This window comes from Gilvimarinus sp. DA14 (genome assembly GCF_024204685.1).
Taxonomy (GTDB): domain Bacteria; phylum Pseudomonadota; class Gammaproteobacteria; order Pseudomonadales; family Cellvibrionaceae; genus Gilvimarinus.
In genome coordinates this window covers 3292779-3307805 of sequence record NZ_CP100350.1, presented here as the reverse complement: position 1 = coordinate 3307805, position 15027 = coordinate 3292779, and the positions used below count along the sequence as shown (strand labels likewise).

Sequence of the window (15027 nt, the reverse complement as noted above, 5' to 3'; positions counted from 1 at the left end):
GTACCTCGCAACGCCCGGCGACTCGGGCATAAAATAGACGCGCCTTAGCGCATCAAACATAAATATTCACCCAAAGGTCACACCCTATGTCTTTCACCATCGGCCTAACTGGCGGCATTGGCAGCGGTAAAAGTGCGGCGGCGGATTTATTTGCCGCACATGGTATTACCGTAGTGGATGCCGATATTGCGGCGCGGGAGGTGGTGGAGCCGGGTACTGCCTGCCTTGACGCTATTGCCGAGCATTTTGGCGCTGGCATTTTGCTGCCTGGCGGCGAGTTAAACCGGCGCGCGTTACGGGAGATTATTTTTAACGACCCTCAAGCCAAGGCCTGGCTGGAGGCTTTGCTGCACCCGGCTATTCGCGAGCTGATTATTCAGCAGCTTAACGAAGCGCCCTCGCCTTATGTTTTGCTGGTATCGCCGCTGCTGCTGGAGACGGACCAACATCAACTGGCGTCGCGTATTCTGGTTATTGACTGCGACGAATCCGAACAAATACAGCGCGCTGCGGTCCGTGATAATTCGGATGCAGAGCGAATTAAAGCCATAATGGCCACCCAGCTGACGCGAACCCAGCGCCTTGCCAAGGCGGACGACATTCTGCACAATCACGGCACTTTAGAAGACCTAGCTCCGCAAGTTGACGCGCTTCACCAAGAATATTTGCAACTTGCCAAAGCCGCCAACTACTAATCCCTAATACTACATTGCCCGAGATACCCGTGAGCCAAGACACACCAATTAAACTCAACTGCCCCACCTGCCAAAAAGCCATTACCTGGAGTGACGACTATCCCTTCCGCCCCTTTTGTAGCGAGCGCTGTAAGTTGATTGATTTAGGGGAATGGGCCAATGAAGGGCATCGAATACCCGGGGAAGATGCCCAGGCGCAGAATGATGAGTTTGAGTGAATAAAGTCTGACGACTGACGCCGGAGGTCTGATGCGTCCGACATCAGATATCAAGCGTCAAGCCACCTTTCCCCCACCAAGCCGAGATGGCGGCGATACCCTGGGCGCCTTTTTGTTTGGCGATGGGTAAATCGGCCTCTGTCATGCCGCCCAGGGCATACACTGGAATCGCGGCCTTTTTTACTTGCTGGACAAAGTCATCCCACCCTAGCACAGGCGAACCGGCGTGGCTCAGAGTGGGCTTTACCGGCGATAGAGTCGTGTAATGGGCGCCGCGTTCTGCCGCCAGCTGCAGTTGCGATACATTGTGGCAGGATGCGCCCCAGAGTATTCCCTTTGGTATTTCTACTGGGTCTTGTAACTGCGCCGAGGTCAGGTGTACACCGTTCGCCGGTATTTGCTTGAGCAAGTCGATAGAGTTATGGCGATTTAGTACCAGCTTCGCCCGGTACTTAGCACACAGGTCGGCGGCGTGCTTGGCCAACTCCAGGTAGTTTTGGTCGTTGCGCTGGTGGGCGCGCAGTTGCACTAAACTTATGCCCGCCCGAAGCGCCTGGGTTAACTTGCGGCCAAAGTCCTCAGCATCGGAAAAATCGCCGGTAATTAACAACCTATTGGGCAGTGTAAGGGCGTTAACAATAGGGTAATTGGCGGCGGGAAATTGATAGCGGCTTAACTCAGCCACCGGCACCCATTTTAGGGGCTGCCCCTCTTTGCCCAATGGCTCACCGTTAAACGCCGTTACCCTGTGCACATCGAGCCAGACGGTTTTATCGCCATAGTCGTGGATAATTTCAATTACAGGCTCGGCGCCTAGTACGCGAATATCCAGCTCTTCGTAGAGTTCTCGATCGAGCGCTTGTAATAAGGTTTCGCCGGGCTCTACCTTGCCGCCGGGAAATTCCCACAAGCCACCCTGGTGGGCGTGCTCGGGGCGTTTGGCTAGCAGGATATTGCCGTTGCCGTCGGCAATGGCGCCGACGGCAACGTGGATGAGTTTATGCATAAAGCAGAAATACTAAGTTCGGTAGTCGGCGTTAATGCGAACGTATTCGTAAGACAGGTCCGTCGTCCACAACAGTTCGCTGCAATCGCCACGGCCGAGATCGATGTGAATGCCGATGCGCTCGCCACTCATTACCTTTTGGCCTTGCTCTTCGGTGTAGGAGTCGGCGCGGCCGCCGTTTTCGACGATTAGCACGTCGTTTAAGTGCACCGTCACCAATGTGTCGTCCAGACTTTCGACTCCGGCGTAGCCAATGGCGGCGACAATGCGGCCCCAGTTAGGGTCGGAGGCAAACAGCGCGGTTTTAATCAGCGGTGAGTGGGCCACGGCGTAGGCAACTTTTAAACACTCGTCGTGGCTGGCGCCGCCTTTTACATCAATGGTGACAAATTTGGTGGCGCCTTCGCCATCGGCAACAATCATTTGCGCCAGCTCGGTACACACCTCGCTAATCGCCGTTTTTAATGTTTGGTAAGCGTCTGACTGTGTATCAGCAATATAGTTATTGCCTGCCTTACCCGATGCCATCACCATGCAGGCGTCATTGGTGGAGGTATCACCGTCGATGGTAATGCGGTTAAACGAAAGGCCCGCCGCTTCGCGCACCAGAGTCTGCAAGGCTGCTTTATCGATTGCCGCGTCGGTGGCGATAAAACCCAGCATGGTGGCCATGTTGGGGTTGATCATGCCGGCGCCTTTGGCGATACCGTTGACGGTGACGATGGTGCCATCAATTTCTACCTGGCGTGTCGCGCCTTTGGGGCGAGTATCGGTCGTCATAATGGCGCGCGCAGCCAGTTGCCAGTTATCTTCCTGCGCGCTTTGCACCAGCGCGGGAACAACCGCATTAATTTTACCCACGGGCAGTGGCTCGCCGATAACACCGGTGGAAAAGGGCAATACCTCGGCTGTACTTAAGCCATACTGGCTGGCCACCTGGTCGCACACACTTAGCGCGTTGGCGCGGCCGCTATTACCGGTGCAGGCATTGGCGTTACCCGAGTTAACCACCAGCAAACGCGGGCTGGCGTGTCGTAAATGCTCGCGGCAAATTTTAATAGGCGCGGCGCAAAAGGCGTTTTGGGTAAATACCCCGGCCACGCTGGCGCCTTCGCACAACGAGAACAACAATAAATCGTTGCGGCCGGGCTTTTTTATACCTGCTGCAGCAACCCCAATAGAAACCCCCGCAATGGGGGGCATAACCGGAAACGGATATTCACCTACGGCCATTTATCGTCTCGCTTAACTTAATTTACCGTGACACTGTTTGTATTTCTGCCCCGAACCACAGGGGCAGGGATCGTTGCGCCCGACCTTGCGCCCATCGCGGGTGTAGGGAGCGCTGCCCTGCTGGCCCGGTTGCTCGGACGCGCCTTGCGACGCCTCACCCATGGCAGAAGCCTGCTCGTGCTTTAACTGCATTTGGCGGCGTTGCTGCTCTTCCATCTCGCGGCGACGCTGCTCCACTTGGTCCATTTGCTCCTGGGTGATGGGTTCAACCCGCGCCAGCAGTTTAATGGTTTCTTCTTTGACGGTATCCAGCATTTGCTGGAACAGGTAGAAGGCTTCGCGCTTGTATTCCTGTTTGGGGTTGCGCTGTGCGTATGAGCGCAGGTTAATGCCCTGACGCAGGTGATCCATGCTGGCCAGCTGCTCTTTCCAGGAGTTATCCAGCACCTGCAACATAACCTGACGTTCCAGCTCGCGCATGGCATCCGGTTTGCCCACCGCTTCACCAATGCGCTCGCACTTGGCGTCGTAGGCGCCCTGCACTTCACTCAAAATGCGTTCGCGCAGAGTTTCTTCGTGCAGGTTGTCGTCTTCATCCAGCCACTTTTGCACTGGCAGTTGCAGCCCAAAGTCGGCTTCCAGTTGTTTTTCCAGCGCGGGAATATCCCACTGCTCTTCAATGGATTGCGGCGGAACATGTGTGCTGACTACATCGTGAACCACATCGGCGCGCACATTGGTGATGGTATCGGAAATATCATCTGCCTCGAGCAGCTCGTTGCGTTGCTGGTAAACAATTTGACGCTGATCGTTGGCAACATCATCAAACTCCAGCAGCTGCTTACGAATATCGAAGTTGCGGCCTTCAACTTTACGCTGGGCTTTTTCGATGGCGTTGTTCACCATGCGGTGCTCAATGGCCTCTCCCTTATCCATACCCAGCGCCTGCATAAAGTTGCGCACCCGGTCGGAGGCAAAGATACGCATAAGGTTATCTTCCAGCGACAGGTAAAAACGGGTCACACCCGGGTCGCCCTGACGGCCCGAGCGGCCGCGCAGCTGGTTATCGATACGACGCGACTCGTGGCGCTCGGTACCGATAATGTGCAAACCCCCGGCTTCAATAACTAACTGATGGCGCTCTTTCCAGTCGGCCTTAACTTTTTCGATTTGCACTTCGGTGGGGTTTTCCAGTTGGGCCACTTCGGCCTCCCAGTTACCACCTAACACAATATCCGTACCCCGACCCGCCATATTGGTGGCGATGGTTACGGTGCCCGGGCGGCCTGCCTGGGCGATAATTTCGGCCTCTTTTTCATGGTATTTAGCGTTCAATACCTGATGCGGAATTTTGGCCTTTTGCAGGCGACGGGACATTTCCTCAGAGGTTTCAATGGAAGCCGTACCCACCAGAATCGGCGCATTGTTATTACGGTATTCCTCGATGTCGTGCACGATCGCATCGAACTTTTCTTCGATGGACAGATACACCAAATCGTTCTTATCGATACGCTGCTTGGGTTTGTTGGTGGGAATAACCACCACATCCAGGCCATAAATTTCGCGAAATTCAAAAGCTTCGGTATCGGCGGTACCGGTCATGCCCGACAGCGTGGGATACAAACGAAACAAATTCTGGAAAGTGGTCGACGCCAGGGTCTGGCTCTCGCTTTGAATGCGCACACCCTCTTTTGCCTCAATCGCCTGATGCAGGCCCTCGGACAAACGCCGGCCCGGCATGGTGCGGCCAGTGTGCTCATCAATTAATACCACTTCGCTGTTTTGCACAATGTATTCAACATCGCGATGGAACAGTGCGTGGGCGCGCAGCGCCGAATTCACATGGTGCAGCAGACTGAGGTTGGCGGCCGAGTAAAGGCTGTCTTCGGCAGGCAGCAGGCCCGCATCAATCAGCAGCTGCTCAACATGTTGGTGGCCCTGCTCGGTCAGCTCGACCTGGCGGCTTTTTTCATCAACAAAGTAATCGCCGTCTTCTTCGTCCTCCTGCTGACGCGACAGGCTGCCAATCAGCTTGTTCATACGCTGATACATTTCCGAGCTGTTTTGCGAGGGCCCAGAGATAATCAACGGCGTACGCGCCTCGTCAATCAAGATGGAGTCCACCTCGTCTACCACCGCAAAGTGCAGTGGGCGCTGGGCTTTGTCGGCTTTGGACATAGCCATGTTGTCGCGCAGGTAGTCAAAGCCAAATTCATTGTTGGTGCCGTAGGTAATGTCGGCAGCGTAGGCTTCACGTTTGCTCTGCGGGTCTTGCCCGGAGTAGATAACCCCGACAGAAATGCCCAAAAAGCTGTACAGGGGTTTCATCCAAGCGGCGTCGCGGCTGGCAAGATAGTCGTTAACCGTTACGATGTGCACACCCAGGCCGGTAATGGCGCGCAGGTAAGCCGGCAGGGTGGACATCAATGTCTTACCCTCACCAGTACGCATTTCAGCAATGCAGCCTTCGTGCAGGGTCATACCGCCAATCATCTGGACATCAAAGTGGCGCATACCCAGAGTGCGCTGACCCGCTTCGCGCACCACGGCAAAGGCTTCGGGCAGAATCGCGTCTAACTTTTCACCGTTTTGAAAACGCTCGCGAAACTCGTCGGTTTTTGCTCTAAGCTCGGCGTCGGACAACGCCTGCATTTGCTCTTCCAGCCCGTTAATGCGCGCAACCACTTTGCGCATGCGCTTGAGTACCCGGTCGTTTTTAGAACCGACGATAAATTTGGTAATTTTGCCTAACATGTTAAAAATCCGAATAGATAAATCAGTGTCTCCAGCGACCCGGTAGGCGCCAGAGGAATAAATAATTGCGGGGTTGGAAGAAGAGTTATCGCAGGGTGCGATGGATATAAGAGGCCGGATCGACGGCGCGACCGTTTTTGTACACTTCAAAGTGCACATGGGGGCCGGTAGAACGGCCGGTAGAGCCCATCAGGCCAATAACCTGGCCCTTTTTCACCACATCGCCCACATCTACTGTGTTTTCTTTGTTGTGGGCGTAGCGGGTGGTAAAACCATTACCGTGGTTAATCTCAACCAACTGGCCGTAGCCACTGCGCTCGCCGGACCAGGTAACCACGCCCGAGGCCACGGCGATAATATTGGCGCCCTCTTTACCGGCGAAGTCTACCCCGCCGTGCCAGGCGGCCTTGCCGCTAAAGGGGTCAGTACGGCGGCCAAAGCGCGACGACATCCAGCCTTTTTCGATAGGCCGGCCAGCGACAAAAATATCTTCTTTTAGACGGCGGTTAACCAGCAGAGCATCCAGGGTTTCCAGCTGCTGCTCGCGGTTTTCAATTTGCCGGGTAAGATCATCAATGGCGCTAAGAAAGTCGGGCGGGGCATAGGCATCGCCCAGAGTTTCGCCCTCGGGGCCACCCAATGCAGGAGATTGGGAAAAATCAAACTCGCCGCGATCGAGCTTAGCGATGGTGGTCAGGCGCTCACCCAGTGCATCCAGTCGCACCAAGCGGGCCTGCAGCTCGGCTACCTTTAGGGTTAGTGCGGCGACTTCGGCACGGGCGCGGCGCTGGTTTTCAACCACCTGCTCCTTCTGCTGGGCCAAAGCCGCCTCCCACGCTCGGCGGGTTTCGGCGGTGAAAACATCACTGTGCCCAGCCTGCGCCACCAATAAGTGGTAGCCCAGCACCCCTGCTACCGCAGGCAACCCCAAAATGCATACGGACAGCACGGCACGCGTCCACCCACCCAGCGTAATGCTGCGGGCATGACCGTGACGTTTACTGACCAATATGATTTTCATAGCACTATATTAGCGACTTTTCGGGTTATTGAGTGCTAACTAACCGACACTTTTTGGGGCGGCGATTATAATTGTGTGCCGCGCTTATAACGATTAGCTTGCAGGAAATTGTCGCCAACTATAGTAAAAAGGCCCGCAGAGTACAATCCACAGGCCTTAAATTTGACGATTTTATACCGCCAGCAGGGGTTTCATGTAGGAGATAGGCGCAGCGGTCTCGTCATCGAAAGTGACTACTTCCCAGGCATCGGGTTGGGCGATCAGCTGGCGCAGCGACTTGTTGTTAAGGGCATGGCCAGACTTGTGAGCCTTAAATTCGCCAATCAGACTGTTACCCAACAGGTACAAATCGCCGATGGCGTCCAGAACCTTATGCTTTACAAACTCATCTTCGTAGCGCAAGCCGTCTTCGTTCAAAATGCGGTATTCATCCACCACAATGGCGTTATCGACGCTGCCGCCTTTGGCCAAACCCTTGGAGCGCAAATATTCGATTTCATGCATAAAACCGAAGGTACGCGCACGGCTGACTTCTTTTACAAAGGAGGTGCTGGAGAAGTCCACCGAGGTTTCCAGAGAGCGCCCCTGAAAAACCGGGTGATCAAACTCGATAGAGAAAGACACTTTGAAGCCTTCGAAAGGCACAAAGCTTGCGGACTTGTCGCCATCGGTGACAGTGACCGGACGCTTGATGCGAATAAACTTCTTCGCTGCGGCCTGCTCCTGGATACCGGCTGACTGAATCAAAAAGACAAAAGGCCCGGCGCTGCCGTCCATAATTGGCACTTCGGGAGCACTTACCTCGACAATCGCGTTATCAATGCCAAGCCCGGCCATGGCGGAGAGCAAATGCTCAACGGTTGATACCTTAACGTCATCCTTGACCAAACTGGTAGAGAGGGTGGTATCTCCCACGTTTTCGGCCTTGGCTTCAATTTCCACCACCGGGTCCAGATCCACGCGGCGAAATACGATGCCGGAGTCTACTGGAGCGGGTAACAGGGTCAGATAAACCTTCTGGCCGGTGTGCAAGCCAACGCCTGTGGCGCGAATGGCATTTTTTAGCGTACGCTGTCTGATCATTTTACGGTATGGCTCTAATGTCGATGGTTTGGACAAACATCTGGGCAGGCGCGACTGTCTCGCAGCATGTGCGACCCATACCAAGCACTGGTTTGAGCCATTTTTTGCACTAACCGCGACGCCGCCTGAAAATACGGCTGTCTAAAACGGCGGACTATAGCAAAATTTCGCCAAGTTCACCAGTTTTAACCGCTTTTCGCCCAACTCTGGTGCAAGTTGCGAGGAGCACAGTTACCCAGGGATGCAAGTTACCCGGGGCGCGTTAGCGCACCCCGGCACTGCATTAGTCTGCCTGGCGACGCAAAAACGCCGGAATGTCCAGATATTCCATATCGCGATCAGCCGCCGGAGCCGCTGCTGCCTGGGCACTGGCACCGTTGCGCATCACAGTGGGACGATCCAAAGCCGCGTAGTCAACCTGGCCGTCAGCGCGACGGGTGTTATCCACGACTACTTTGGTAGGGGCCTTGGCCATTTCCTCGGCAGCGCCCAAACCGGTTGCCACTACCGTGACTCGCAGCTCGTCAGACAGCTCCGGATCGATAACCGTTCCCACCACAATGGTGGCATCGTCGGAAGAGAATTCGGCAATGGTATCGCCCACTTCGCCGTACTCGCCCAGCGACAAATCCATACCGGCGGTAATGTTCACCAGAATGCCGCGCGCGCCCTGCAGGTTTACATCCTCCAGCAGCGGGCTGCGGATGGCCGCTTCGGCCGCTTCGCGAGCGCGATTCTCACCCTGGGCGTGAGCGGTACCCATCATCGCCATACCCATTTCCGACATAACGGTGCGCACATCGGCAAAGTCGACGTTGATCATGCCGGGGCGGATGATGAGATCGGCAATGCCCTGTACCGCGCCTTGCAACACACTGTTGGCGGCTTTAAAAGCGTCCAGCAGGCTGGTGGTTTTACCCAGCACTGAAAGCAGCTTTTCGTTGGGGATGGTAATCAACGAGTCAACTCGCTCTTGCAGCTCTTTGATGCCCGCGTCGGCGATTTGCATCCGCTTGCGGCCTTCAAACGGGAAGGGCTTGGTCACCACCGCAACCGTAAGAATATCCATATCGCGCGCCACTTCGGCAACAATGGGCGCCGCGCCGGTGCCAGTGCCGCCGCCCATGCCGGCGGCAATAAACACCATATCGGCGCCGCGCAGAGACTCGGCAATGCGCTCGCGATCTTCCATCGCCGCCTGACGGCCCACCTCGGGGTTGGCACCTGCCCCCAAACCCTTGGTCATGCTGTTGCCCAGTTGCAACGCGACTTTGGCATCGATGTCGTTAAGCGCCTGAGCATCGGTATTGGCGCAGATAAACTCTACCCCTTCTACCTGGTTGGCAATCATGTGTTTGATGGCGTTACCGCCGCCACCGCCCACACCAATGACTTTAATCACTGCGTTTTGTGGCATGTCATCTACTAGTTCAAACATGGTAGTCCCCTCTCATCGTCCGTAAAATGAAAAATTAAAAAGTGAAAAATTTAAAATTCGCCTTGAAACATTTTTTTCAGCCGTGCGAACCACCCGGGTTCGCCGTCGCTGGCCGGTGTTGCAGAATGTTCGCCCTGACGTTGCTTCAGCGCGTATTGCAAAAGCCCCACACCGGTGGAGTAAATCGGGTTGTTGACTATGTCGGACAACCCAGAAATATTGGCTGGCGCCCCCAGGCGCACAGGCATGTGAAAAATTTCTTCGGCCAGCTCAACCACACCTTCCATTTTTGCGGTGCCACCGGTTAATACGATGCCGCCGGGCAGCATGTCTTCAAAACCGCTGCGGCGCAGTTCGGCTTGCACCAGAGTAAACAGCTCGTCATAGCGTGGCTCGACCACTTCAGCCAATGCCTGGCGCGACAAACTGCGCGAGCCGCGATCACCCACACTGGGCACCTTGATGGTTTCATCAGGGCCGGTTAGCTTGGCAAGCGCGCAGGCGTATTTAATTTTGATTTCTTCGGCGTGCTGCGTCGGTGTGCGCAACGCCATGGCGATATCGTTAGTAACTTGATCGCCAGCGATGGGAATGACGCCGGTATGGCGGATGGCGCCGTCGGTGAAAATGGCAATGTCTGTGGTGCCGCCGCCGATATCGACAATACACACGCCCAGCTCTCGCTCATCGTCGGTAAGCACCGAGTAACTGGAAGCCAACTGCTCGAGGATAATATCTTCCACCTCAAGCCCACAGCGACGAATGCATTTTTCAATATTCTGCGCAGCATTTACCGCGCAAGTTACCAAGTGCACCTTGGCTTCAAGGCGCACGCCACTCATACCCAGGGGCTCTTTCACGCCCTCTTGATCATCGATTAAAAATTCCTGCGGCAAAATATGCAGAATTTTTTGATCCGCCGGAATCGCCACCGCCTGGGCGGCATCAATCACCCGGTCAATATCCTGGCTGTACACTTCGCGGTCTTTAATCGCCACTATGCCGTGCGAGTTAAGGCTGCGAATATGGCTGCCGGCAATGCCTGCATAAACAGAGTGAATTTGGCAGCCCGCCATTAGCTCGGCCTCTTCGACCGCGCGCTGAATGGAGTGCACAGTGGATTCAATATTTACCACCACACCCTTTTTCAGGCCATTAGAACGGCACGAACCTATGCCGACAATTTCCAACTCGCCTTCGGGCGTGACGGCGCCGACAATGGCCACCACTTTGGATGTGCCAATATCCAGCCCCACTACCATTTTGTTGTCATTAGAGCCCGCCATTGATAGGACCTCTTTTCCCCAAAACTGCTGTGTTGTATTGATTCACTGTGTGGTTTATCCCGTTGTCTCAATCGTTACGTCATACTCATCGGACCAGGACACTGCAAGGCCATTGGCATAACGCAAGTCGATGCGTTCTACTGCATCAAAGTTCTGTACTAAGTGTTCGTCGTACACGCGCAAAAACCGCTGTAGCTTTTCCGGCAGCTCGTCTTTACCCAGCACCAGCTCGGTACGACTTTCCAACTGAATTCGCCAAGTATCCAGCTCGTCTACCCAAAGCCGGGCAATACCTAAGTTGCGCGAGCGCAATAGACGCGAAAAATCCTGGTACTGCCGCATAATTTTTGCCGACTCAATATCGCGGCCGGATAACTCGGGCAACTGCGACAAGCTGTCAATTTGCTCGGTGTAAATCACCTCACCGCGCTGATTTAAAAAGCCGCTTTTTCCCCAGCGCGCAATAGGTACTTGCTCGATTAAAGTAACGCTCAGTGCGCTGGGCAGCTCGCGGCTGATAACCGCTCGCTCGACCCAGGGGTGAGCCTCGAGTTTTTCTTTCAGCCGAGCTAAATCCAGCTCGACGTACTCGCGATCAATGGCGTTGCCAATCAGATTGGTTGCCTGCTCACGACTGATTTGCGCAAACTGCCCCTCAACCCGAACTTCATCCACCGGGTGCTGTAACAATGCGCCGAGCGTCTGGCCGCCAAAATGATAAAGCCCTGCACCCAGCGCTACGACTAAAGCCACGACACTGGCTTTTTGCAGTAGCGCAAACGCTCGGCGCAGGCCGACAAAACGCGGGGCACCGCGTTTGACCGCTCCCTTGGGAGTGGCCTGCCGATAACCTTTAGCGCGCCGGGCGTGCTGGCTCATCGCTGTAAACTCTCCGTCAGTACTTTTAATACCAGCTCATCAAAGTCCATACCTTTAGCCTTAGCAGCCATGGGCACCAGCGAGTGGTTAGTCATTCCCGGAACCGTATTCACTTCCAGCATGTAAAACTCGCCTTCTTCATCGGCCATAACATCCACCCGCCCCCAGTCGCGACAACCAATAGCGGTAAAAGCTTCCAGTGCCTGAGCGCGAATGGCCGACTCGCGCACTTCGTCTAAACCGCAGGGGCAGATATAACGGGTGTCACTGGCCAGATACTTGGCATCAAAGTCGTAAAAGTGATGATGAGTTTCCAGGCGAATGGGCGGGAGGGCTTCACCGGCTAAAATGGCCACGGTGTACTCGGGCCCGCGTATCACCCGCTCGGCAATTACCACAGCATCAAACTCAGCCGCTTTGCGATAAGCGGCGGCTAAAGCATCTGCGTTATCGACGCGCGCCATGCCAATGCTTGAGCCTTCGTGCGCCGGCTTCACCATCACTTCGCCGCCAAGCTGCTCAATCACCAACTGCCACGAGCTGTTGTCATTGAGTAAAACAAAGTCCGGGGTTTGTACGCCCACACCTCGCCACAATTGTTTGGTGCGCAGTTTGTCCATGGCGATGGCCGAGGACTGCACATCGCAGCCGGTAAACGGAATACCCAAGTATTCCAGTACCGCCTGAATGCGACCGTCTTCACCACCCGGCCCGTGCAGCGCAATAAAAGCGCGATCAATTTGCGCCTGCTGCAATTGGTTTATCCCGTCGGCGCCAATATCCAAGTCCACGGTGTTAACCCCCAAGCGCTGCAAAGCAGCCATGACTGCCGCGCCGCTTTTCAGGGAAATTTCACGCTCCGCCGACTGACCGCCGTACAAGACTCCGACGCGACCAAATTGCGCAATTAAACTGTTATCAATAGTCGCCACGATCTACTCCACCAACTGACGCTTGGCCAGCTCTTGGGCCAGGGCGCCGACGTTGCCAGCCCCCTGAGTAATGACAATATCGCCCGGCTGTACAATGTCGCGCATCACGCCCGGCACGCCGTCGATACCTTCAACGAAAATAGGGTCCACCTGAGCGCGAGTACGGATGCTGCGGCACAGATGGCGACCATCGGCTCCCGGAATAGGTTCTTCTCCAGCGCTGTACACCTCTAGCAACACTAATGTGTCCACCGCCGACAACACCTCGACAAAGTCTTCATATAAATCGCGGGTGCGAGTGTAGCGATGAGGCTGGTAGACCATAACCAAACGGCGCTCTGGCCAACCGTCGCGAATGGCTTTAATGGTGGCCGCCACTTCGCGCGGGTGATGTCCGTAGTCATCCACCAGCATGGCTTCGCCATCGCCCACCGGATAGTTGCCGTATACCTGAAAGCGGCGCCCGACCCCGGCAAAGTTTTCCAGCCCTTTGGCTATGGCGCTGTCATCAATGCCCTCATCGCGCGCCACCGCAATAACCGCTAGCGCGTTTAGAATATTGTGTTGCCCTGGAATGTTCAGACGTACATGCAAAGGCGCAGCATCGCCATGCACCACATCAAACTCTGAATGCATTTTGTCTTGCACAATATTCACCGCGCGCAAGTCACACTGCTCAGAAAAACCATAGGTGGTAATCGCACGCGATACTTCGGGCATAATTTCCTGCACGATAGGGTCATCACCACAGACCACCGCCAAGCCGTAGAAAGGCAGGTTGTGCAAAAATTCGATAAAGGTCTGCTTTAAACGAGAGAAGTCGCCCTCGTAGGTATCCATGTGGTCGGCGTCAATGTTGGTCACGATCGCCACCATGGGTTGCAGGTGCAAAAACGACGCGTCGCTCTCGTCAGCTTCGGCCACCAGGTAGCGGCTCTGTCCCAACTGCGCGTTACTGCCAGCACTGTTAACCAAACCGCCAATAATAAAAGTCGGATCGCGATCGGCAGCGGCTAACACCGAGGCCATTAAACTGGTGGTGGTGGTTTTACCGTGGGTGCCCGCGACAGCAATACCGTGGCGATAACGCATCAGTTCGGCCAGCATTTCGGCGCGGCGCACTACCGGCACCCGGTTGCTGCGCGCGGCTACCATTTCGGGGTTGTTCTCATCCACGGCGCTGGAGTTAACCACTACATCAGCACCGCTGATATTCTCCGCGCTGTGGCCGATAAAAACCTCGGCGCCTTTTTCTTTCAGACGCTGGGTCACACTGGATTCTTTTAAATCCGAGCCAGAAATTAAATAACCCTGATTCAACAACACCTCGGCAATACCACTCATACCGGCGCCACCGATACCGATAAAATGAATGCGGCGAATGCGACGCATCTCCGGCACTTCGTAATAGGGTATGGTTTTATCCATGCATCAACTCCCCTGCGGCGTCGGCGACTTTTGCGGCGGCATCACCTTTATGCACAGTGCGGGCGCGCTCGGCCAGCTGTAATAAAGTGTCGCGGTGCAAAAGTCTTTCCTGCAGCAGTTTAGCCAGACTCTCTGGCGTTAAATCTCTTTGCGGTACGCTGATACCGGCACTGGCACCGGCGAGAACCGCAGCGTTATGTGTTTGGTGATCGTCGATGGCCGAAGGCAGAGGCACCAACAGCGCCCCAATTCCCGCTGCCGCCAGCTCAGCCACAGTCAGTGCTCCGGCACGACAGATCACGAAATCGGCCCAGGCATAGGCTTCGGCCATATCGGAAATAAATGGTTTGACCGATGCTTCCACCTGGTGGCGAACATAGGCCTGGGTGGTAGCCTCTTCGTGCCTGGCACCGCATTGATGCTGTACCCGTGGGCGCAGCTCGGGCGGCAGCATTGCCAACGCCTGGGGAACTAATTCGTTAATCGCCAATGCGCCCAGGCTGCCGCCCAACACCAGTAAGTTAATCGGCTGATCCGCGCGGGCGGAAAACCGCTCGGCGGGCGCAGGCAAATTGCGAATTTCGTCGCGCACCGGGTTGCCCACCCATTCGCCACCCGGCAGCACCTGATCAAAGCCAGTGAGCACTCGCTGGGCGAACTTGGCTGAGAGTTTATTAGTGGTACCCGCCACCGCATTTTGTTCGTGAATAAGCAAAGGCAGGCGCAGAATTTTTGCTGCCACTGCCCCCGGTCCCGAAGCAAAGCCACCAAAGCCAATAACCACTGACGGTTTAACCCGGCGCAAAATTTTAAGCGCCTGCAAGACTGCATAACTGACTAAGAAAGGTGCCTTAAGCAAACCGGCCGCGCCTTTACCGCGCACACCCTCAACAGAAATAAAATTCAGCTCAATCCTCGCCTCTGGTACCAGGCGCGCTTCAATACCGCGCTGGGTACCCAGCCAGCTAACAGTGTGCCCGCGGCTCTGCAGCTCGCGCGCAACAGCGAGTGCCGGAAACACATGCCCGCCGGTACCACCGGCCATAATCAACAT

At 55.3% G+C, this 15027-nt stretch carries 13 protein-coding genes; 2 read left to right on the top strand and 11 right to left on the bottom strand.

The features are described 5' to 3' along the window. The first annotated feature begins 86 nt into the window (after window positions 1–86). Both coaE and yacG read left to right on the top strand, forming a co-directional pair. Window positions 87–695 (top strand): dephospho-CoA kinase, encoded by a 609-nt coding sequence (gene coaE, locus NHM04_RS14435; protein ID WP_254264463.1) that lies wholly within the window; start codon window positions 87–89, stop codon window positions 693–695. Between the two features lie 29 nt (window positions 696–724). Further along, complete coding sequence (yacG, locus tag NHM04_RS14430; protein ID WP_254264462.1) at window positions 725–913, top strand: DNA gyrase inhibitor YacG; 189 nt, start codon at window positions 725–727, stop codon at window positions 911–913. 43 nt (window positions 914–956) lie between these two features. On the opposite strand, the gene NHM04_RS14425 is transcribed toward yacG, so the two are convergent. The 11 genes from NHM04_RS14425 to murG form a co-directional block, all read right to left on the bottom strand. Continuing rightward, complete coding sequence (locus NHM04_RS14425) at window positions 957–1919, bottom strand: Nudix family hydrolase (protein ID WP_254264461.1); 963 nt, start codon at window positions 1917–1919, stop codon at window positions 957–959. 12 nt (window positions 1920–1931) lie between these two features. Continuing rightward, window positions 1932–3152 (bottom strand): bifunctional glutamate N-acetyltransferase/amino-acid acetyltransferase ArgJ, encoded by a 1221-nt coding sequence (gene argJ, locus NHM04_RS14420; RefSeq protein ID WP_254264460.1) that lies wholly within the window; start codon window positions 3150–3152, stop codon window positions 1932–1934. 12 nt (window positions 3153–3164) lie between these two features. Next, window positions 3165–5906, bottom strand: coding sequence for a preprotein translocase subunit SecA (gene secA, locus NHM04_RS14415; protein ID WP_254264459.1), 2742 nt, complete (start codon window positions 5904–5906; stop codon window positions 3165–3167). Between the two features lie 85 nt (window positions 5907–5991). Next, the gene (locus tag NHM04_RS17385) at window positions 5992–6927 is read right to left on the bottom strand and encodes a M23 family metallopeptidase (protein ID WP_254264458.1); all 936 of its coding nucleotides are present in this window, start codon (window positions 6925–6927) and stop codon (window positions 5992–5994) included. Between the two features lie 171 nt (window positions 6928–7098). After that, entirely contained in the window at window positions 7099–8010 is a 912-nt protein-coding gene (gene lpxC, locus NHM04_RS14405) for a UDP-3-O-acyl-N-acetylglucosamine deacetylase (RefSeq protein WP_254264457.1), read from the bottom strand. Window positions 8011–8293: 283 nt separating this feature from the next. Beyond that, entirely contained in the window at window positions 8294–9448 is a 1155-nt protein-coding gene (gene ftsZ / locus NHM04_RS14400; protein WP_254264456.1) for a cell division protein FtsZ, read from the bottom strand. 50 nt (window positions 9449–9498) lie between these two features. Beyond that, window positions 9499–10734: a cell division protein FtsA gene (gene ftsA, locus NHM04_RS14395; RefSeq protein WP_254264455.1), complete on the bottom strand. Its 1236-nt coding sequence runs from the start codon at window positions 10732–10734 to the stop codon at window positions 9499–9501. 54 nt (window positions 10735–10788) lie between these two features. After that, window positions 10789–11613: a cell division protein FtsQ/DivIB gene (locus tag NHM04_RS14390; RefSeq protein WP_254264454.1), complete on the bottom strand. Its 825-nt coding sequence runs from the start codon at window positions 11611–11613 to the stop codon at window positions 10789–10791. Next, window positions 11610–12545: a D-alanine--D-alanine ligase gene (locus NHM04_RS14385; protein WP_254264453.1), complete on the bottom strand. Its 936-nt coding sequence runs from the start codon at window positions 12543–12545 to the stop codon at window positions 11610–11612. The genes NHM04_RS14390 and NHM04_RS14385 overlap by 4 nt, the downstream gene beginning before the upstream one ends. Before the next feature lie 3 nt (window positions 12546–12548). Then, window positions 12549–13973: a UDP-N-acetylmuramate--L-alanine ligase gene (gene murC, locus NHM04_RS14380; RefSeq protein ID WP_254264452.1), complete on the bottom strand. Its 1425-nt coding sequence runs from the start codon at window positions 13971–13973 to the stop codon at window positions 12549–12551. After that, complete coding sequence (murG, locus tag NHM04_RS14375; RefSeq protein ID WP_254266645.1) at window positions 13966–15027, bottom strand: undecaprenyldiphospho-muramoylpentapeptide beta-N-acetylglucosaminyltransferase; 1062 nt, start codon at window positions 15025–15027, stop codon at window positions 13966–13968. The genes murC and murG overlap by 8 nt, the downstream gene beginning before the upstream one ends.